Genomic DNA, 18,906 nt, shown 5'->3' with positions numbered 1-18,906 from the left:
CGTGATCCGGGTCATTCTGACGTTTACCGTTCCGCCACAGGCGAAGCTGACGCGCCAGATACTCCGGGGGCTGACCCGCCAGAGGCGGTATCGCAGCGCCCCGGCCCTCGCCGCCCGCTCCATGACACTGGGCGCAACTGCCGACGGGCGAAGGGCGATGATAGAGGTCCCGGCCTTCCGGAACAGTGTCCCCGGCGAAGGAAAAGCCCGCAGGCTCCAGGCTGCCGTACCAATCGGCCACCGCCCGCCTGTCTTCCATCGACAGTTTTGCGGCAATGGCGTGCATTGTGGGATCGGCGCGTCGCCCGTCGGCATAGTCCTGCAACTGCTTCAGCAGATAGCCTGGCGACATCCCTGCCAGCCGGGGCGCTCCTCCCAGCCCTTCGCCCTCCAGTCCATGGCAGGTGAAGCAGGCGTTGCCGGCACCTGCCTCTCCGCCGCTCAGCGCGATCAATTGGCCGGTACGCGAAAAGGCGTCGGGCGAAGGCTCGCCGACATGACAGGCGCCCAGTCCGGCGGCGGCCAGCACTGCGATGCAGGATATTCGACCCATCAGGGCGGAACCTCATCGCCGACCGTTGGTTCCCACCACAACGGTCAAGCTCACAGGGAGGGGAGAATGGCCACGGCCGCGGGTCGCGCACTCAGTCTGGTAGTCCTGGCGAGCCTTTCGGCCTGTGGAACCGACGTTGCCGAACAACACCCGATGCCGGCCGGATCGCCCGAAGCCGGGCTGGAGGTTATCCGCGCCACCGGGTGCGCGGCCTGCCACGTTGTGCCCGGCGTCGAGTGGCCTATGGGGCGCACGGGCCCCTCGCTGGAGGGCTTTGCCGCCCGCCCCCTGATCGCTGGCAGCCTAAGTAACGACCCGGACACCCTGACCGCCTTTGTGCGGAATGCCCCGGCCCTGTCCCCGGAGTCCGCCATGCCCCCCATGCCCCTCACCGATACCCAGGCCCGAGATGTTGCAGCCTACCTCTACACGCTCCAGCCTCGCTGACGCGCTCGTCGGATGGCCCCCGCCGGTGCTGGATCCGGCGGGCCCTTTCTCGGAGCGTATCACCACCCTCTCTTGGGCCCTGCTCCTTATGGCCGTACTCGTCATGGCGGTCGTGGGCTTTGCGCTTGCCGGGGCTCTTTTCGGAAATGCGCCTCTCAAGAAACGCCTGAGCGGTCGATGGCTGATCTGGGGCGCCGGCTTCGCCTTCCCGGTTGTCGTTCTGTCGGGACTTCTGGTCTGGGGCCTGACCCTGACATCCAGCCTGTCCAGTCGCCCGACCGGGGACGAGCTGCGTATCCAGGTCACCGGGGAGATGTGGTGGTGGCGCGTAACCTATCTGGACAGCGAGGGACGCGTGATCGCCCGCGATGCCAATGAGGTCCACATTCCGGTGGGCCGCCCCGTGCTGTTCGAACTCTCGTCGAATGACGTGATCCACAGCTTCTGGGTTCCGCAACTCGCTGGCAAGCTGGACATGGTACCCGGACGTATCAATCGGCTGATCCTCACGGCAGACAGGCCCGGCTCCTACGGAGGGCAATGTGCCGAGTACTGCGGGGGCCCGCATGCCCTGATGGGCCTGGTCGTCGTTGCCCACCGCCCGGAGGACTTCGAGCGTGAGATGGAGCGTCTGCGTGCGCCCGCCACGGCACCCGTCAGGCCTGTGGCCCTGCGCGGAGCCGAGGTGTTTGAGAGCAGTGGCTGCGGGGCCTGCCACACCGTCGGGGGCACGGCGGCCAACGGCCTCGCCGGACCGGACCTGACACACGTCGGAGGCCGTCGCAGTCTCGGCGCCGGCATCCTGCCCAACAACCAAGGCACGCTGGCGGGCTGGATCGCCGACAGCCAGACCATCAAACCCGGCAACCGCATGCCCCCCTACAGCGTCCTGTCGGGTGAGGAACTGATGGCCGTATCCGCCTATCTGGACGGTCTGGAATGAGCGACGACATCGATCTGTCCCAACGCTTTCCCACGAAGGACGACCGGCCGCAGGGCGAGCTGGAAGAGCTGAAGCGGGTCTGGGCCAAGCCCAAGGGCTGGTTTGGCTGGTTCACCGTGGTGAACAACAATTACATCGGCCTCTACTACGTCGGCGCGGCCTTCCTGTTCTTCATTCTGGCCGGCATTCTGGCCCTGCTGATGCGGACGCAGCTGGCCCTGCCGACGTCGGGCTTCCTGCCGCAGGAGACCTACAACCAGGTCTTTACCATGCACGGCACGGTGATGATGTTCCTGTTCGCCGTGCCCGCCGTGGAGGCTCTCGGGGTCATGCTGCTGCCGCAGATGCTGGCGGCGCGCGACCTGCCGTTCCCTCGCCTGTCTGCCTATGCCTTCTGGGCCTATCTCGTGGGAGGGCTGGCCTTCTTCTGCTCGATCTTTTTCGGTCTGGCTCCGAGCGGCGGCTGGTTCATGTACCCCCCGCTGACCTCCAAGGCCTTCTCTCCCGGCATCAACGCCGACTTCTGGCTGCTGGGCATCGGCTTCATCGAGATCTCGGCCATCGCCGGCGCGATCGAGATCGTTGTGGGGGTCCTGAAGACCCGCCCCCCGGGCATGACACTGGCCCGCATGCCGATCTTCGCCTGGGCCATGCTGGCCTTTGCAGTGATGATCATCATCGGCTTCCCCGCCATCATCCTCGGCACCCTCCTGCTCGAGCTCGAGCGGGCTCTCAACTGGCCGTTCTTCGACCCCACTCGGGGGGGAGACCCCCTGCTGTGGCAGCACCTGTTCTGGTTCTTCGGACACCCAGAGGTCTACATCATCTTCCTGCCCGCCGCGGGGCTGATGAGCATGATGATCCCGACCATCGCCAGGACCCCCCTGGTCGGATATCGCGCCGTGGTGCTGGCGCTTGTGGCCACGGCGTTCATCAGCTTCGGAGTCTGGGCGCACCACATGTTCACGACAGGCCTCCCGACCTTGTCTGTCAGCTTCTTTTCTGCCGCCAGCATGGCCGTCAGCGTGCCGGCGGGGATACAGGTCTTCGCTTGGATAGCCACCCTGGCTGCCGGGCGAATACGCTGGAGTACGCCCGCCCTGTTCTGCGTCGGCAGTGTGATCATCTTTGTCATGGGCGGCCTGACTGGGGTGATGGTGGCCATGGTGCCCTTCGACTGGCAGGCGCACGACAGCTACTTCATCGTGGCCCATCTCCACTATGTGCTGATCGGCGGGATGGTCTTTCCGCTGTTCGCCGCCTTCTACTACTGGATCCCGATGATGAGCCGACGCCGCCTGTCCGAACGGCTCGGGCGCGGGGTCTTCTGGCTGATGTTCACCGGCATGCACGTCGCCTTCCTACCCATGCACCTGACCGGCCTGATGGGGATGCCGCGGCGGGTCTACACCTATCTGCCGGGCCGTGGCTGGGAGCTGCCAAACATGATCTCGACCGTGGGCGCCTTCCTGATCGCCCTGGGCGTTCTGGTGTTCATCATCGACCTGATCCGCAGCTTTCGCTTCACCGTCGATGACGACGCCGGAAACGTCTTTGAGGCCGGCACGCTCGAATGGCTGCCGACCGACCTCTATTCGACCCGTAGTATCCCCCTGGTTCGCAGCCGCTATCCCCTGTGGGATGATCCGGACTTCGCCCGCAACGTCGACGCCGGTCGCTATTTCCTGCCCAACACCGCGACCGGCCGGCGAGAAACCCTTATCACCAGTCCGGTGGAGGCACGCCCCCAATATATCCAGACCATGCCCGGCCCGTCCCCCTGGCCGCTGTTCGCAGCCGTGTTCACGGCGGGCTTTTTTCTGCTGCTCACCGTGCAGGCCTACTGGACGGGGGTCATCAGCGGCGTCCTGGCCGTGATCTGCGTTCTCAGGTGGCTGTGGGAAACGGATTGGCGCCCGGAGATCCCGTCTGTCGACATCGGCGCCGGCATCAAGGTCCCGACCTATGTCACCGGCCCGATGGGCCACGGCTGGTGGGCCATGACGGTGTTGCTGACCGTGGCCGGCATGGTGTTCCTCATGGCGGTCTTCAGCTACGTCTTCCTGTGGAGCGGGTCGGGTGAGGGCTGGACCGCCCCTGCGGGCCTGCCATGGCTGGCGGGGATCGAGGGCGCATATGCCGCGACCCTTGGCTTGGCGCTCGCCGCACCGCCCCTGCTGCGACGAACAGGCCGGGCCGGCCCAGGGATGGCTTTTCTGGCCATTGGTCTAGCCGCCCTGATCGCCCTGGCCGGTTGGACTGCTGATTTCGGGAGTTGGTGGATCGAGGGATTGCGGCCGCACGCTTCAAGCCAGGGAGCGATCATATTTGCCCTGCTGTCCTGGCAAGGCGTCATGCTGGCGACCGGGATAATGATGGCGGGCTATCTGGCCGCACGAACTCTTTGCGGTCTTGTCCGTGCAAATCGGGGCAGCACGGTCGATCTCATCAGCCTGTTCCTGGCCTATGTCGCTGTGCAGGGCATGATTGCCGCCGCCCTGACCCGCCTGTTTCCGGGGGGCTGATTGATGGCGCCCTGGATTCGCTTGCTGGGGCCGTGGCTGGTGTGGGGCCTGCATTTCGGACTCATCTACGGGATCGGCAGCATCTTCGTGCTGCAGGATGCGTCGCAGGGTATGGCCTCGCGGACAAGCGTCCTGCTGGCTTCACTTGTATGCCTCGCAGCCCTCGGGGGGCTGCTTGTCTGGAGCGTAAGTGACCGGCAGCGGCTGGACGGCGCTCAGCTCTGGGTGGCGGACGTCGGCATTGCCGGCGCCGTTCTCGCGGGGGTGGCTGTCATCTGGCAGTCCTTGCCCGCCCTGTTCATCTGATCAGGGCCGGATTTGCCACAGCAGGGTCAGGCCTCCGGCATAGCTGCCCAGAATTGCCCAGGACGACAGGCCGAGCCGAAGGAAAGTCTGCGGGCGACGGGCCATTTGCCCGGCGAGGTAAAGGCCGATCATGATCACAGCCAGCAGAGCCGCAACGCCCGAGAACGTTTCGCGCTCTGCCATCGCGGGCCCGTCGCGGTAGGCCACGTCCACGACGAATAGCACAGCGATGTTGAACAGGTTGGTGCCCAGGACATCGCCGACCGCCAGATCGTACCGCTTGATGGTCAGGGCCGTGCGGATCGAGCTCAGTTCCGGCAGGGAGGTGGCCAGCGCGAGCAGGGTAATGCCGACCAGACCGGTGCCGATGCCTGTATCTGCGGCGATCCCGTCAGCCGTCTGGGACAGAGCGAACCCCGCGACAAGTATGACCGCCTGCCGTCGTGGCCACAGCCACGACCCGGTTGCTTGGTGCCCGGTCTGATGTCGTAATCGACGACATCCCCGGTTTTCCGGCGGCGCGACTGTACCGGCTGCCCGGAGACCATCCCCGTCCGGTTATCATCGTCCTGCACGGGGCCGACGGTGGCACGGGGGCGAGCGAACGGTTCGGGCCCAAGCTGGCATCATTTGGTTATGCCGTCGTCGGCCTTCCCTACTATTCGCCCGACTGGGGGGCGTACGGGCCTCCGAAGGGGCACTGTCAGCTCAAATGCACCGACCGGTAAGGCCCCGGGTTTAGGCAGGCCAAATGGCCCGTCCGAAAAAGTCCCACGACCCGTTCCGCTGGTTCGATTCCTCGCCGGAGGTGATCCGCCTCGTGGTCATGATGTACGTGAAGTACCCGCTGTCGCTGCGGAACGTGGAGGACCTGCTGGCTGAACGCGGCATCGACATCTGCCATGAGACGGTGCGGCTTTGGTGGAACCGGTTCGGCCCAATGTTCGCAGCCGAGATCCGCCGGAAGCGCGTCCAGAAGATGCGTGCCTACACCCACTGGCGGTGGCACCTGGACGAGGTCTACGTAAAGATAAACGGCGAGATGCACTACCTCTGGCGCGCCGTCGACCACGAGGGCGAGGTGCTGGAATCCTTTGCCAGCAAGACCCGGGACAAGCCGGCCGCGCTGAAGTTCATGAAGAAACTCATGAAGCGGCATGGGCGCGCGAAGGCCATCACGACCGACGGACTGCGCTCGTACAAGGCCGCCATGAAGGAGCTCGGCAACGCCGAAAAGCAGGAGGTCGGGCGGTGGGCGAATAACCGGGTCGAGAACTCACACCTGCCGTTTCGACGACGAGAACGGGCCATGCTCCGCTTCCGGCAGATGAAGACCCTGCAGAAGTTCAGCTCCGTCCACGCCGCCTTCCACAACCACTTCAACCAGGATCGCCACCTCATCAGCAGAGAGACATACAAGGCCCAACGCTCAGCCGCCCTGGCTGAGTGGAAGACGCTCGCCGCATAGGCTCTGCGTCCCCTGCCCTATCTGCGGCCTGCGGAGACGAATTGTCGTTGGACTGACAGCACCCAGCTGATGGTATTTTTGTTGGTATCGAAATTGGGATTCACAATGGCCGATACCAACGGCGTGAGGCGCTATGCGCAGACCAGGCCAGAAGACGTAATGCCCGCGCCTGGCCAAACGAAAAAGGCCGCCAGACCTCGAAAGAAGTCTGGCGGCCCGGCTGATCCCGGCGATTAGCGCCGGGGATGTGGCACCGGCTTAGGCCGGTAGTGAGGGCGAACGTGAACAATGCGTCCGCCCGGGTGAATGCGCTGGTGCCTTCGCACCCGACCAAGTGTCATCGTCGCCATGGGATTAACTCCGATTTGGCGTCTCCGGCCCGGTCTAGTCTCCAGATCGGTGTGAGGGCCGACACGGAGGTAGGCGCCGCTCAAGGGTATGCGGAGTCGGAGGGGCAATGGCTGCGGACGCTTAACGGGCGAGGCGACATCGAACGGGAAGGCGGCTAGGCGCCTCTGCGGCTGCGACTGCAGGTTCGCTACCGTCAACGGCATTGGACGGGGCCGGGTCAGTCGATGTTTTTATGTTTCGGGGTATGCTGCGGAAACGGAGAGCGCAGCGGTCAGGAGTCCACGCGGACCGGATCTAGCGACCGCGAGGCTTATGAGGGCTAGGCCCTAACCCTCGTTGGCGGCGGCGCGGAGAGCCACGACCTTGGCGCGGCGGGCTTCATCGACCGCGCGCCAATATTTGTCGCACATCGCCAAGTATGCGGGCGTGAGGATCATCTGAATGATGATCTCCGGCAATCGGTAGCGGGTGCCGATATCAGCGAACGTCGCCTCCCCTCTGCCGATGGCATCCATGTGCGCGCGCCGGTCCTCGTGGGGGTAGATCAGCTCAAGGGCCACCATCTCCGCAATGTGTTCCGATCGCAGTGCGAGATTTTCGATGGCATCCATGTCTGCCACCAAGCTCATCATTCTCTGGAGCGTGTCTACGCCATTTGGATTGAAGTCTTCTTCGGTATCCACCACCACATGGCAGAGCTCCTTAACGCCTACGAGGCGCTTCCAGCGGATGGGAGTGTTCTTGACGATGTAGACGCACGCGCGCCGCCCCTCCTCGTATCGCATGATAAATCCGAGGACGGCCTTCGTCTCAACATCCAGGACCTGGATGGTGATGTTTACCGAGAACTCCTGTCCGACATAGTCGCAGAGCTCATCAACGGAGAGTTGCTGCGAATCACGACCGTCCATCCAGACGGCCTCATTAATCTGCCGCGCCAGCTCGAAACCCGACTGAATTTTCTCAGCAATCGTCGCCATTGGCCCGCCCGTAAAGCAAAAGGCCCTGACAGCGTCAGGGCCTTTCATTAACCGTCAGCCTACGCCGACCATTGGTATCGAGCAAGCCTTAGCTGGCTCGGCGGTCGCCGAAGGCGAAGTCTTCTACGCGGCTGGGGTCGTCCACTGCATTGAGAAGGGCGTCTACCTCGTCATAGATATCTTGAAGCTCGCAGCCGCTGTAGGGCTTGATGTAAAACTTGATATCGACGAGGCCACCATCGACGCGCTTGGCCTCGAGGCGCTCGGCGAGCGATTTGCATGTGTTCTCGATCATGACGCTCCCTTTCTAAGGTGTGCGCTAGCGTGCACCCGTGGGGGTGAACGCTAGGTGAACTAATTTGGTTCAGGGAACGTTGTTCTAGTGCGAAAAGCGCCCGCCATTTTGGGCGCGCGCTACGAAGAGAATCCGGTCCCCAAAAACCGTTGAAACCGTGTTACGCGGGTCTAGCGTCATTTTGCAAGTGAAACTTGGTCCATGTGACAACTGCGCCCTTTCAGTTTTCGGGCGTGTGACTCCGATGCTACGGCCCCGTCAGATGGGTTCTTTGGCTGAGGTTGTCCAGTGAACAACCCTGCCCCCAGCCCGGGGCGGGCCCTCATGATGCATTCTGACCAGCCCCCAAATTGCTGCACCGCACCATCAATTTAGGTCACACACGTATATAGGTCCCGAAGATTTCTTGGGCGACGCGTGAAATGCGAAACCCGAGCGGCCCGGGCTCGACTTCTCAGACGCATCGCACATAAGAAAAGCCCCGGACCGATGGTCCGGGGCTCGGTAGGCGATTTTGGGTTGTTACCAGTCGATTTCCCGAGCCATATCTAGTCCTCCTTGACCACATAAACGAACGTAGCGAACAAACGATGCATTGGCTAGACGCCTTAGCGCCACAGCACGCGGTACTTATTGCCGCGCTTTTCGCAACCTGCGGGTGGCTCTATTCCGGCCGCAAGGCTCGCACGCTCGCGAAAAAGCAGCACACACTAAACGTAATATTGCAGGCGACCTTTAACAAGGAGTTCCGCGACGCCCAAGCCGTGGTTCGCCCATGCCTGATAGCAAAGCAGTGCCCCGACATTCACCATCCGGCCAACCCAGAGCGCGAGGCGTTTCGCATGGTTCTGAACCATTACGAGCTGCTAGCAGCGGGCATTCGGAACGGAGACTTTGACGAGCGAATGGTCCGCGATACCCAGAGAGGGTCGCTCATCGACGCCTACGAGGTGTGCGAAAATGTGATCTTTAAGATGCGGGACGCCCGTCGCCGGCAAACGGTCTATGAGCATTTGGAATGGCTCCACAGCAGGTGGGAAAAGAGCCCGCCAAATCCCATCGTCAAATTCTTCGAGTTTTTCCGTGGCGCGCCATTCAGCGGAAAGCGCAATAGGCCCCGGGCGTAATGCTGCACCGCACCATCAATCTAGGTCACACACGGATATAGGTCCCGTTCTTCCCAGGGCGCGGGTGCCCGGCCGCTGATCATCCGGCGCTCCGGCCTCTTACAGGCAACCTTTTATGGGCTGAGGGGCAGGATCGGGCACCAACTTTGGGTGTTGGTATTTTCGTTGGTATCAGAGATTTAGTGCCTTGATTTATAACACTTTGTTGAGAACTCTCTGTCCGCCACAGCCTTCTCCGTTGAATATCCACGACAAAATAGACACCGCCAGCCCATGCGGGTCGCCCGTGACGTCGGGGGCACCTGGCGCTGGCGGCACGGCCAGGTCGCTCGCTGCACAGGCTCTGCGTCCGCTGACCTACCTGTGCTCAGGGGAAACGCGTTGTCGTTGGACTGACAGCACTGTTCCGGTACTTTGACAACTCGCCCGAGGTGATCCGCCTGGTGCGGACTCCTTGGGGTGGCATGGGCTGAAATGGGCGGACGGCAGGATCGTTTCGACATCCAGTTCATGCGCGGCGTGGCCGTGCTGGCCGTGGTGCTGTTTCACGCCTTTCCCGGAGCGTTCGGTTCGGGCTTCCTCGGCGTCGACGTCTTCTTCGTCATCTCCGGCTTCCTGATCACCGGCATCGTCCTCCGCGGGCTGGAGCGAAGGGATTTCAGCTTCAAGGCCTTCTATGTTCGCCGGGCGAAGCGGCTGCTGCCCGCCAGCCTGATAACGCTGGGGGTCACGACCCTGCTGGCGCTCGTGTTCCTGACCCGGTCGCAGATGGCCGACTATGCCGAGCAGTTGCTGGGTTCGCTGGCGTTCGTCGCCAACTTCGTGCTGGCGACACAGACCGGCTATTTCCAGGGCGCGGCCGAAACCAAACCCCTGTTGCACATCTGGTCCCTGTCGCTGGAGGAACAGTTCTATTTCGTCGCGCCCTTCCTGTTGTGGCTGACGCCGCTCAGGGCCCGTCCGTGGCTGCTGGTCACGGGGGTGATCCTCAGCTTCACCCTGTGCCTGGCTCTCGTGACCGGCCTCTGGGGGGGCGAGTCATTAGCCTTCTTCATGCTGCCGACGCGGGCGTGGGAACTGTTGTTCGGCGCGGTCTGTGCCTGGGTGATGATCCGGCGGCCTGACCTGACGGTACCGGGCTGGGCAAAACTGGCCGCGCTGGCCGCGATCATCGCCACCTGTGCGATTGGCTTTGATCCCGTGCATCCGCGCGGGGATGCGGTGATCGTCGTGGTGGCCACCGGGCTGATCCTGCTGGGGCAGGACGGCTGGCTGCCCAGGAAACCCCTGTTGCCAGTCAAGATCGTGGGGGACTGGTCCTACAGCCTCTATCTGATCCACTGGCCGCTGTTCTCCTTCGCCTACATCAGCTGGGGCCAGCCTCCGCCGATGGCGGTGATGATCGGACTGGCGCTGCTGGCCACCGGCCTGGCATGGCTGCAGTACCGGTTTGTCGAGCAGGCATTCCGGGGCGACTGGTCCGGCTTTCGGATCAATCCGGCGTGGGGCATGGGCGCCGTGTCAGCGGCTATCGTGGCCTTTGCGGTGCCGTCCCTGGGTGTGACGGGCCCCCTGTCCGATCATTTGCAGTCCGTCCATGGGCTTCACCATTCTTGTGACCAACCCGGCAGCAAGTGGGTCGACCTGCCGGATTGTCGAACATCCGAGACTCCCATCATCGCCGTGTGGGGAGACAGTTTTGCGATGCAGTGGGTTTCTGCGTTTGCCGATCTCCCGATGGTCCAGCTAGCCAAATCGGCCTGCGCGCCCGTCAAGGGCGTTGCCCAGCCGGGCCCTGATCACCCCTCATCCTGGCCTCGCGACTGCATTTCCTTCAACGACAGTGCCGCCGCCGCTATCGCGGCCATGCCGAGCGTCCGCTATGTGATCATCAGTTCACCGTTCGGTCGCGTGCTGCATGACGAGGGACAGAGCCTGTTCGTGGACGGCAAGGTTCAACGGTTTAGCGACGCCGGGCGTCAAGGCCTCGTCGAGGTCCTCCAGACGCTGATTGACGCCGGCAAGGTCCCCGTCATCATCGCCCCACCGCCGAGAGGTGAATTTGACGCCGGGCGCTGCAATGAGTGGCAGATGGAGTTCAGGCCCAGCTTTTTTCCGGCTGAGTGCTCGATATCGAACCAGCCTCGTCCCGTAACCGATATCCTGAATACGATAGGCCGTCAGACCGGCGTAACGGTCTTCGACCCAGCGAAGGTGTTATGCGAGCGGGTTGCGTGTCGCACGCGGAGTGGCGACGCCATACTGTATTACGATGCCGGGCATGTCACCGAGGTCGGCGCCAGATACGTCATGGAGGCCCTCGAGGTCAGGCGGGCCATGGACCTTCAATAGTCTACGCCAACACGTCCGCTTGCTCTGTCAGCTCACATGCACCAACCGGAAAAGCGTGGTGTCCGGGCAGGCCGAATGGCTCGCCCCAGGAGGTCGGCCGCCCTATGCGGGCTGGTTTCGTCGCCAGAGGCCATCAATCCCGTCGCACAATCAGTTCGCTATTCGCGGCGATCGGCCCGCTGATGCGCGTGCGCGACCCGTCCCGCCACATGACGATGACTTCCTCGACCTGCGTCGCGTCGCCCAGCCCGAAATGCGCGGCGGGCGCGTCGAACGCGGCGAAGCCACCGCTCTGGCGGACTTCGCGGACCTGGCGATCCCTTCCGCCGGTCCGGATGATGATCCGCGCGCCCACTCCGGCGCGATTCCCGAGCCGATCCTCCAGTCGTACCCACAGCGCGCCGCCAGCGGGCCGGTCGCTGCGCTGAACGAGCGGCTGGGTCACCATTGACGGCATGACAACGTCGATATCGCCATCCCGGTCGAAATCGATCAGCGCATAGGTGGTCGTGGGCAATTTGCTCGCCAGGCCGAAAGCGTCCTGCGCCTGGACGAAGCCCTTTCCGCCCTGATTGTGGTAGAACCGGTTGGGTTCGCCGCCCCGGTGCATCAGGTAGCCGGTCGCGACATACAGGTCCTGCCAGCCATCCTGATCGAGATCGACAAAGCGCGAATTCCACGTCCAGCCCGGTTTGCTGACCCCGAACGCCTTGGCCTGATCGGTATATGCGCCCGCACCCGGCCGCAGCAGGATGTTGGAAAGTTTGATGGCGCCTGGATAGGACTGGATCGCCTCCACGGCACCGGGGACGCGGGGCCCCGCCGCGAGGAGGCACAGCGCGTGAAGATCTTCCGAAAACGGACGAACCCTCTCGCACTCCCGGGGATCGGATACGACCGCCGCCTGCTGCAGCACACTGCTCCCGGCGCAAAGCCCCCGCGTCAGCGCCTCGGTTCGCCCCTCGCAGCGCGCATAGGTCGGGCTGGCATAGCGCGAGATGTCGGAGACCGCCTTGGCATGAAGATAGCAGGCACCGATCTCAGCCCTGCTCAGCAGCGGGTCGTTGCAATAGCTGGCCTCTAGCGACGCCGTTCGACGGTTGTCCCGGGAGACATTGCTGATCTGCCCGACATAGATCTCGTCCCGGAGGTCGTTGTCTATGTCCCCCGCATCGAAGCTCATCGTGGTATTGGCAAGATAGGGGATCAGACCACGGGCGCGATCAAGCAGCGTGAAGGTTCGCCCGCCCTGGTTGAGATACACCTTGTCGGCGTCGGATATGTCGTCGCCGATCATGATGTCGGGGCGGCCGTCGCCATCGACATCGGTGATCAGGGCAGCGAGCGATTCGCCGGGCACGCCAGGCAGCGCCTGTTCCGCAAAACCCGATCCGGTGCTCCAAAAGATGCTGTCCCGCGAACTCGCGAGGTAAGGATATTCAGAGATCCCCTGCGTCCCGACGCTCCACCGCGCCGCGACGATATCGAGCCGGCCATCGTTATCGAGATCGGCAAAGGCGGGCGCGCCGACGATCGCCGCGTCCGTTGGCAGGAGCGTGGTCCGGGCGTCCCAGTCGAATGTGCCGCTGCGGTTCCAGAGCACATGGGTTCCGCCGCGAAGGGCGGACACGAACAGGTCAGGCAAGCCGTCGTCGTTCAGGTCGACAAAGGCGACCGTAGCTATGAAGTGCTGATTGAGGGGCCCCAGGTCCAGCGCGGCCGGCACGAAGCGTCCCCCACGATTGTGGAACAGCGCGACCCCGCCCTGCGACGGGTTGCGCGCCAGGGCGACATCGGTCCAGCCATCGCCTTGCACATCGCCGGTCGTGATCGCCCAGAACATCGAATAGGGCTGGAATACCTCGATTCCCGAACGGAAGGGCGGGAGATCGATCCCGATCTTGTCCGCCGTCATCCGCGTGAACGCCAGGCCGGACGTGCCCGGCGTCGATGCATCAAGCGTCGCAATGCGTGCCGTGACGGTGCCGCGCCCCTCCGTGGCGATGGCGGCGTTCAGCGGGCGATAGGCGATGGTCGGCCCCGTCGCCCCGGCGCCGTCAACCGCGGTGCCGGGGGCCACGGGCAGCGCCGCAGCCAGCAGGAAGGCAGTGTTGCGCCCTTCGGACGCCGCCTTGACGCTGCGGTCCATCGCCACTGCGACGAGCCCGCCACCCAGCGCGACCAGGGCCAGGGTCGCCATCATCACCGTGGCGACCCGCAGCGAAATCGCCCGCGCCAGGATGAAGAAGGAATAGATGCTGAACGAACCGAGCCCGAGCAGAAGCGGCATGACATAGGCGACCGGCCAGCCCGAATTGAACAGGATGACGGCGAGAATGACGTCGAACGAGATCGGCACCGGCAGGACGATCGCGATCAACGCCACCACCACCATCATCAGCAGTAGCGCAGCCCCGCCGCCGGGCAGCGGCAGCAGTCGCAGAATCTCGTGGAACGGCAGCAGCGTGATCAGCACGGCGCCGATCAGCCCCGCGAAAATCATCAGCGGCACCGTGACGACGATGATGAAGGCGAGGTTGCGACCGAGCGTCACCGCCAGCCAGGCGAACGCCTTGGGCCAGCTGTCGATTCTGTCGGCGGGGACCGGTGCCGGCCGGATGCGCTCGATCGCGCGTACCAGCCAGCTGCGCCCCTGTTCCGCCTCGATCTGCGCCGTCTCGGCCCAGCCGGTCGCGGCGCTTTCACGCTTGAAGAAGAAGCGCGAGAGCAGCGGCACGCCGACCAGCACAAAGCCCAGCATGGCGACGAGCTTGATCGCTGCCATGTGCACCGGCAGCAAGGCGAACGACATGCTGACGACGATCACGTTGAGCGTCGGTGACGCGATGACTGCGCTCAGCGTCGTTTCGAGCCGCAGTCCCGCGCTGTGCAGCCCGCGCGCGATCGGCGCCGCGCAATTGACGCAGACGCCAAGCGGCGCCCCGATCGCCGCGCCGAGCGCCGCATCCGCGAACGGACGGCCAAAACCGCGCCGCTCGATCAGCCCCAGCAGGGTGAGGGCGCAGGCGGCAAAGAGCACGCCAAAGGTCATGCCCTTCCAGTTGGTGAACGTCCAGTTGAGCAGATTGATCGCGATGTCCCAGAGCACGCCGTTTCCAGGCAGCCGCTCCAGCACGGTGTCGAAGGCGAGGCCGTTGATTGCAGCCGTCCCCCCCATCGCCGCCTTGTCGTCCAGCGCGGGATAGCGTGAGCCGAGCCAGAAATAGCCGGCCACCAAGGCGGTCACCGCAGAGATCAGAGGAAAGCGTCGGTCGCGCAGCAGGCCGCGCACCCCCGCGCCTCCCCCTGGACCGCTGGAAAGCCTCTCCACAGCGGGAATATCGCGCATCCTGTCCCCCCCGGACACGTGCCGGCCGATCGAGGCTAGTCATAAAGGGAGGTACCGTCTACCGCACGGCGCCGGGTCAGCGGCGCAGAGATGGTGCAGGCTTCCCCGGTGGGCGACATCGTCGCGAAAATTCTGATAGGCAGGCGACTGTGACCCATCTCTACAGTTTTGGCGGCCTTCGGGTTCGATCGTCCATCGAGCTTCCCGGGCTTGTGCCCGCGGACGAGGCCGAGAGCGGCTGGGCGGGCGAACTGGATCTGAACGTGGCCGTCGGCTCGCCGGTCCCCCACGACAGCGTGAGCTATGAGTGGCGGAATGGCTATCGTCTGCGACTGGGTGAGAAAGACGGGCGCTGGTTGGTTCGATCACGCCTCGACGGAAGCTTCCTTATCAACCGCGACGGGCGCGCAATGACAATGGTCGCGGCGACCATGCCGCCCGATCCCGCGGCAATCGAGGTCCTGTTGCGCCGTGTACTGACCCGTGTCTCGATGCTGCAGGGCGCCATTGGGGTCCATGCCGCGTCGCTGGAGCACAGTGGCGGCGGCACGCTTCTGATCGGGCGGTCGGGAGCGGGGAAGTCGACGCTGTGCGCGTCGCTGTCGGTCCACAGAGGATGGCAGATACTGGGTGACGACACGGCATTGCTGTGGGGGTCACGGGCGGCGATGCTGGGCGCGGGGGCGAAGTCCGTTTGTCTGTGGCCTGAATCGCGCGACGGACTGGGGCTCTCGCTTGACGAAAGCGTGCCCCTGGAGAGCGGGACCGGCAAGCGGCGGTCTTCGGTCGAGGCGGGCGACCCGCCGCCCCTGGTCCCTTTGCGCGCGCTGATCTTTCTCGACCGCCGCTCCGACATTGCCGAACCTCGGCTGGAGCGGCTGGACGTCGCCGCGGCGATGGCGCTGATCGTGCCGCAGATCGTCCATTTCAACCCGAGCGGCGCGAGTGTTGATGAGCGCATCCGCGCGGTATCGGGGCTCCGCGAGGTGCTTCAGAACCATCCCGCCTGGCGGTTGGTCTATCCCAGCGACTATGCGGCGCTGCCGCGGGTCGAGGCGTTGCTCCGTCCCCTGCTGGCGAACGGCGCAGTTGCGCCGAACGCCCCGTAGGCTAACGGTAGGGGATGACCGATCGCGCCGCCCTGCTCCTTACCCTGCTGCCCAAGGCATCGAATGATCCTCGCGCATTGATTGCGATCGCACGCCAGATGATCGCGGCCGGCGACCGGCCGCGCGCAATCGCGCTGGCGGAACAGGTGCATGCGATGACCGGCGGCGCCGGCGAGGCCGGGGTGACCGCCGCCGAAATCCTCGGCGACGGAGTCCACAGCTGGCATTTCCTGATCCCGCGCGACAAGGCCCGCAACGACGCCTACGAAGCCGCTCTGCTGCGCGCGATCAAGCCCGGCTGCCGGGTGCTCGAGATCGGCACCGGCACCGGGCTGCTGGCCATGATGGCGGCGCGCGCGGGCGCGACCGTGGTGACGTGCGAGGCCGACCCCGCCATCGCCTCGGCGGCGCGCGAGGTGATCGCGGCAAACGGCTACGCCGACCGGGTCAAGGTGGTGAACGCCCATTCGACCACGCTCCAACCCGAGCGCGATCTGGGTGGGTTGGCCGATATCCTGGTGTCGGAGATCGTCAGCAACGACCTGCTCAGCGAAGGCGTATTGGCGGCGCATGAGGATGCGGTGGCGCGTCTGCTTGCGCCGGACGCAACGGTCATCCCGTCCCGAGGGACCATTCGTGTCGCACTGGCGCGCGACCTGCGGGATCGCTCGCCGCGCCTGGACGACGTGAGCGGTTTCGATCTCAGGCCGTTCAATCGCCTCGCCGCGCCGGGCGAAATGATTCGCGTCGGCATGGAGGAGGTGGCGCTGTGCAGCGAACCCATCGATCTGTTCGAGTTCGACTTCGCCACTTCCGAGCCCCGGAAGCCCGAGCGCCGGACATGCGATGTCGCGTCCCTGGGCGGACGGGTGGACGGGATCGTCCAGTGGATCGCGCTGGAGATGGATACCGTCGGTCGCTACGAGAATAGGCCAGAAGCCGGCACGGCCTCATGCTGGGGCGCGCTTCTATGGCGGTTTCCGCGGCCGCAGGAGACCCGGCCGGGCGAACCGGTCTCGATCGGCGGAACCCACGAGCGGGACCGTGTGCGTCTGTGGGCACCCTGAATTGATATGTCGCCGTCCCGGTGATAGACAGGCGGTTCAACAACAGGGTCGATGTTATGAAAAATACGCCTCAGAACGAAAATAACGTCGCTCCCGCGGAAGTCGACGAGTGGGTCAAGCCCGAGATCGTCTCGTTCCTGCCGGCCAAGGCCGCGGAAGGCATTTCCTATCGCCCCACTGACGGCATCAGCAACCTGTCCTGACCGGTAAAGCCCCCCGCGCCCAATCGGCGCGGGGTAGCAGGGGCTGAGCATTGACTGACGACACTGCGCGATGACGGGAAACGCCGGTCGCGCCCGGGCGGCTGCGCCCTATGATCTTGCATCCGAAGAACACGATTATCCCGAGCGGAAAGATCCGCCCCGGCGGACAGTGCTGATCTGCACCCATCCCCGGTCAGGAAGCACCCTCCTCGGCGAGGCGCTGTATTTTGCGGGCGGACTGGGCTGCCCACTTGAATATTTCCATGCGGGCTTTCGCCCATCCTTTGCAGCGCGCTGGGATGCGCCCGACTTCGACAGCCTGGCCACCGCTGTGCAGCGCCACCGTGTCACGCCGGATGGGACGCTGGGTGTGAAGCTGTTCTGGCGCGACATCGAGGAGATCGGGCGCGACGCGGACCCCGCGCTCGAACGCTTCGCCAATGTCCCGCCCGCCGATGCGCCCACCGACTACTATGAGACGCTGGCCTGTCACGTCCGGCGGCTGTTCCCCAATCCGGACATCGTCCATCTGTGGCGCGAGGACAGGCTACGCCAGGCGGTCTCTGCGGTGCTCGCGGTCGATACCGGACGCTGGCGGCTGATCCCCGGCGCGGCGGGCGACGATGTTCCCGCCCCCGCCCCCTTCGACGCCGACCGGATCGAGCGGATCATGAGCTACTCGGACTATTGCCATGGCCATTTCCGCAATCTGTTCGAGGTGATGGGTGCGACCACGCACACACTGACCTACGAGGCGCTGACCGTCGACTATGAAGACAGCGTGCGCGCGGTGCTCCGCCGCCTGGGCAGCTATGCCGAGCCGGGCCCGCCGCGGCTGCGGCGTCAGACCAATAGTCTGAGCGAGGCGATGGTCCTGCGCTATCTGCGCGAGCGGGCGGCGAGACAGGTGACGCGATGAACGCGCCAATCCTGCCGCATCTGCGGATTTTGGACTTCCTCGACGCGGAAACTCATGCGGCGCTACTGGCCTGGACGCTCAAGTCCGAGCCAAGGTTCGTCCCCGCCCAGCTGGCCGGCGGCATGGTCAACCCCGAGGTCCGTCGGGCACAGGTGCTGCGCGATCTCGGCCCGCTCGCCGCTGTGCTCGACGCCCGTATGCGCGAAGAAGCCCCCCACTGGGCCGCGGCGCTGCGCTCGACCCCCTTCACGACGACCGAAGTCGAGCTCGAGCTGGCCGCGCACAATGACGGCGCGCATTTTACGCTGCATTCGGACACATACTCTCGCGCCGAAGTCGCGCGTGGCGACCGGATGCTGAGCGCGGTCTATTATTTCCATCGCCAGCCCAGGGCGTTCGAGGGCGGCGCCTTGAGGTTGCACCGCCTCGGCGCGGCGCCGGGTGATCCGGGATGCGACATCGCGCCCGACGACAACAGCCTGGTGGTGTTCCCCGCCTGGGGGCCGCACGAAGTGATGCCGGTCCGATGCCCGTCGCTCGCGTTCGCGGACTCGCGCTTCGCCGTCAATTGCTGGATCTACCGCGCCCGTGCCTAGGCGCGAGGGGGCTCAGTCCGCCGCCGCCAGCACGCCGCGCTCGATCAGGTCAACGACGAACTCTGTCACATCGCGACGGCAATGCTCGGCATCGACCTTGTAGCTGGCGGCCATGTGGTCGCACAACGCGCCCATCGTTCTCGGCTGCTCGACAAAGGCCCAGATACGCGACCCGGTGCGGTTCAACTGAAAGAAATAACCCGAATCGACGTCGAGCAGGATGGCTTCATCGGCTACGTCCGCGCCGATCAATGCGGCGTTGCGGGTCAGCACTGTCGTCTCGTCGATCGTCACCGGATGCTCCATGTTTCGCGCC

18 protein-coding genes and 1 pseudogene are annotated in these 18,906 nt (G+C 64.6%); 13 read left to right on the top strand and 6 right to left on the bottom strand.

Annotated features, from left to right (window positions below):
• Positions 1 to 4: 4 nt before the first annotated feature.
• Positions 5 to 553, bottom strand: a pseudogene (locus tag V7672_RS15340) (c-type cytochrome); the annotation flags it as partial.
• Between the two features lie 66 nt (positions 554 to 619).
• On the opposite strand from V7672_RS15340, the gene V7672_RS11895 reads away from it, so the two are divergent.
• From V7672_RS11895 to V7672_RS11880, 4 genes are read left to right on the top strand one after another with little or no spacing between them, the layout of a single operon-like run.
• Positions 620 to 1,000 carry a c-type cytochrome gene (locus V7672_RS11895; protein WP_335624803.1) on the top strand — a complete coding sequence of 127 codons (381 nt, stop codon included), beginning with the start codon at positions 620 to 622 and terminating at the stop codon, positions 998 to 1,000.
• Complete coding sequence (coxB, locus tag V7672_RS11890; protein WP_335624802.1) at positions 963 to 1,943, top strand: cytochrome c oxidase subunit II; 981 nt, start codon at positions 963 to 965, stop codon at positions 1,941 to 1,943. The genes V7672_RS11895 and coxB overlap by 38 nt, the downstream gene beginning before the upstream one ends.
• The gene (gene ctaD / locus V7672_RS11885) at positions 1,940 to 4,468 is read left to right on the top strand and encodes a cytochrome c oxidase subunit I (protein WP_335624801.1); all 2,529 of its coding nucleotides are present in this window, start codon (positions 1,940 to 1,942) and stop codon (positions 4,466 to 4,468) included. Before coxB ends, ctaD begins: the two co-directional genes overlap by 4 nt.
• Before the next feature lie 3 nt (positions 4,469 to 4,471).
• Complete coding sequence (locus V7672_RS11880; RefSeq protein ID WP_335624800.1) at positions 4,472 to 4,774, top strand: hypothetical protein; 303 nt, start codon at positions 4,472 to 4,474, stop codon at positions 4,772 to 4,774.
• Here V7672_RS11880 and V7672_RS11875 read toward each other — a convergent pair whose 3' ends face one another.
• Positions 4,775 to 5,203 (bottom strand): hypothetical protein, encoded by a 429-nt coding sequence (locus V7672_RS11875; RefSeq protein WP_335624828.1) that lies wholly within the window; start codon positions 5,201 to 5,203, stop codon positions 4,775 to 4,777.
• 14 nt (positions 5,204 to 5,217) lie between these two features.
• Here V7672_RS11875 and V7672_RS11870 point away from each other — a divergent pair, with 14 nt between their 5' ends.
• Positions 5,218 to 5,502 carry a hypothetical protein gene (locus V7672_RS11870; protein ID WP_335624799.1) on the top strand — a complete coding sequence of 95 codons (285 nt, stop codon included), beginning with the start codon at positions 5,218 to 5,220 and terminating at the stop codon, positions 5,500 to 5,502.
• Positions 5,503 to 5,525: 23 nt separating this feature from the next.
• Positions 5,526 to 6,242 (top strand): IS6 family transposase, encoded by a 717-nt coding sequence (locus tag V7672_RS11865; protein WP_335624798.1) that lies wholly within the window; start codon positions 5,526 to 5,528, stop codon positions 6,240 to 6,242.
• Positions 6,243 to 6,919: 677 nt separating this feature from the next.
• On the opposite strand, the gene V7672_RS11860 is transcribed toward V7672_RS11865, so the two are convergent.
• Complete coding sequence (locus V7672_RS11860; protein ID WP_335624797.1) at positions 6,920 to 7,573, bottom strand: hypothetical protein; 654 nt, start codon at positions 7,571 to 7,573, stop codon at positions 6,920 to 6,922.
• A gap of 88 nt (positions 7,574 to 7,661) precedes the next feature.
• Positions 7,662 to 7,868 (bottom strand): hypothetical protein, encoded by a 207-nt coding sequence (locus tag V7672_RS11855; RefSeq protein WP_335624796.1) that lies wholly within the window; start codon positions 7,866 to 7,868, stop codon positions 7,662 to 7,664.
• Between the two features lie 590 nt (positions 7,869 to 8,458).
• Here V7672_RS11855 and V7672_RS11850 point away from each other — a divergent pair.
• Together V7672_RS11850 and V7672_RS11845 are read left to right on the top strand one after the other, a co-directional pair.
• A complete protein-coding gene (locus V7672_RS11850; protein ID WP_335624795.1) occupies positions 8,459 to 8,995 on the top strand; it encodes a DUF4760 domain-containing protein in 537 nt (178 codons plus the stop codon).
• Between the two features lie 459 nt (positions 8,996 to 9,454).
• Positions 9,455 to 11,347 (top strand): acyltransferase family protein, encoded by a 1,893-nt coding sequence (locus V7672_RS11845; RefSeq protein WP_335624794.1) that lies wholly within the window; start codon positions 9,455 to 9,457, stop codon positions 11,345 to 11,347.
• Positions 11,348 to 11,480: 133 nt separating this feature from the next.
• On the opposite strand, the gene V7672_RS11840 is transcribed toward V7672_RS11845, so the two are convergent.
• Positions 11,481 to 14,639 carry an FG-GAP-like repeat-containing protein gene (locus V7672_RS11840; RefSeq protein WP_335624793.1) on the bottom strand — a complete coding sequence of 1,053 codons (3,159 nt, stop codon included), beginning with the start codon at positions 14,637 to 14,639 and terminating at the stop codon, positions 11,481 to 11,483.
• 206 nt (positions 14,640 to 14,845) lie between these two features.
• Here V7672_RS11840 and V7672_RS11835 point away from each other — a divergent pair, with 206 nt between their 5' ends.
• The 5 genes from V7672_RS11835 to V7672_RS11815 all read left to right on the top strand — a co-directional run bounded on the left by V7672_RS11835 (position 14,846) and on the right by V7672_RS11815 (position 18,590).
• Entirely contained in the window at positions 14,846 to 15,805 is a 960-nt protein-coding gene (locus V7672_RS11835) for a hypothetical protein (RefSeq protein ID WP_335624792.1), read from the top strand.
• A gap of 14 nt (positions 15,806 to 15,819) precedes the next feature.
• Positions 15,820 to 16,872 carry a 50S ribosomal protein L11 methyltransferase gene (locus V7672_RS11830; RefSeq protein WP_335624791.1) on the top strand — a complete coding sequence of 351 codons (1,053 nt, stop codon included), beginning with the start codon at positions 15,820 to 15,822 and terminating at the stop codon, positions 16,870 to 16,872.
• Between the two features lie 56 nt (positions 16,873 to 16,928).
• The gene (locus V7672_RS11825; protein WP_335624790.1) at positions 16,929 to 17,075 is read left to right on the top strand and encodes a hypothetical protein; all 147 of its coding nucleotides are present in this window, start codon (positions 16,929 to 16,931) and stop codon (positions 17,073 to 17,075) included.
• A 70-nt stretch (positions 17,076 to 17,145) separates the two neighbouring features.
• Entirely contained in the window at positions 17,146 to 17,994 is an 849-nt protein-coding gene (locus V7672_RS11820; protein ID WP_335624789.1) for a Stf0 family sulfotransferase, read from the top strand.
• Positions 17,991 to 18,590, top strand: coding sequence for a 2OG-Fe(II) oxygenase (locus V7672_RS11815; protein ID WP_335624788.1), 600 nt, complete (start codon positions 17,991 to 17,993; stop codon positions 18,588 to 18,590). The genes V7672_RS11820 and V7672_RS11815 overlap by 4 nt, the downstream gene beginning before the upstream one ends.
• 12 nt (positions 18,591 to 18,602) lie before the next feature.
• On the opposite strand, the gene V7672_RS11810 is transcribed toward V7672_RS11815, so the two are convergent.
• Positions 18,603 to 18,896, bottom strand: a complete 294-nt coding sequence (locus tag V7672_RS11810; RefSeq protein ID WP_335624787.1) for a PqqD family protein — start codon at positions 18,894 to 18,896, stop codon at positions 18,603 to 18,605.
• Between the last annotated feature and the right edge of the window lie 10 nt (positions 18,897 to 18,906).

The sequence above is a fragment of the Brevundimonas sp. genome (assembly GCF_036963785.1).
In the GTDB taxonomy this organism is placed as follows: Bacteria; Pseudomonadota; Alphaproteobacteria; order Caulobacterales; family Caulobacteraceae; genus Brevundimonas.
This window is presented reverse-complemented; position numbering and strand designations above follow the sequence as displayed.

Bases quoted from the DNA above. Each gene is read 5' to 3' on its own strand.
- V7672_RS11855 (WP_335624796.1), bottom strand. From the start codon at position 7,868: ATGATCGAGAACACATGCAAATCGCTCGCCGAGCGCCTCGAGGCCAAG.
- V7672_RS11865 (WP_335624798.1), top strand. From the start codon at position 5,526: ATGGCCCGTCCGAAAAAGTCCCACGACCCGTTCCGCTGGTTCGATTCC.
- V7672_RS11880 (WP_335624800.1), top strand. From the start codon at position 4,472: ATGGCGCCCTGGATTCGCTTGCTGGGGCCGTGGCTGGTGTGGGGCCTG.
- ctaD (WP_335624801.1), top strand. From the start codon at position 1,940: ATGAGCGACGACATCGATCTGTCCCAACGCTTTCCCACGAAGGACGAC.
- V7672_RS11830 (WP_335624791.1), top strand. From the start codon at position 15,820: ATGACCGATCGCGCCGCCCTGCTCCTTACCCTGCTGCCCAAGGCATCG.
- V7672_RS11825 (WP_335624790.1), top strand. From the start codon at position 16,929: ATGAAAAATACGCCTCAGAACGAAAATAACGTCGCTCCCGCGGAAGTC.
- V7672_RS11850 (WP_335624795.1), top strand. From the start codon at position 8,459: ATGCATTGGCTAGACGCCTTAGCGCCACAGCACGCGGTACTTATTGCC.
- V7672_RS11895 (WP_335624803.1), top strand. From the start codon at position 620: ATGGCCACGGCCGCGGGTCGCGCACTCAGTCTGGTAGTCCTGGCGAGC.
- V7672_RS11860 (WP_335624797.1), bottom strand. From the start codon at position 7,573: ATGGCGACGATTGCTGAGAAAATTCAGTCGGGTTTCGAGCTGGCGCGG.
- coxB (WP_335624802.1), top strand. From the start codon at position 963: ATGTTGCAGCCTACCTCTACACGCTCCAGCCTCGCTGACGCGCTCGTC.
- V7672_RS11820 (WP_335624789.1), top strand. From the start codon at position 17,146: ATGACGGGAAACGCCGGTCGCGCCCGGGCGGCTGCGCCCTATGATCTT.
- V7672_RS11815 (WP_335624788.1), top strand. From the start codon at position 17,991: ATGAACGCGCCAATCCTGCCGCATCTGCGGATTTTGGACTTCCTCGAC.
- V7672_RS11810 (WP_335624787.1), bottom strand. From the start codon at position 18,896: ATGGAGCATCCGGTGACGATCGACGAGACGACAGTGCTGACCCGCAAC.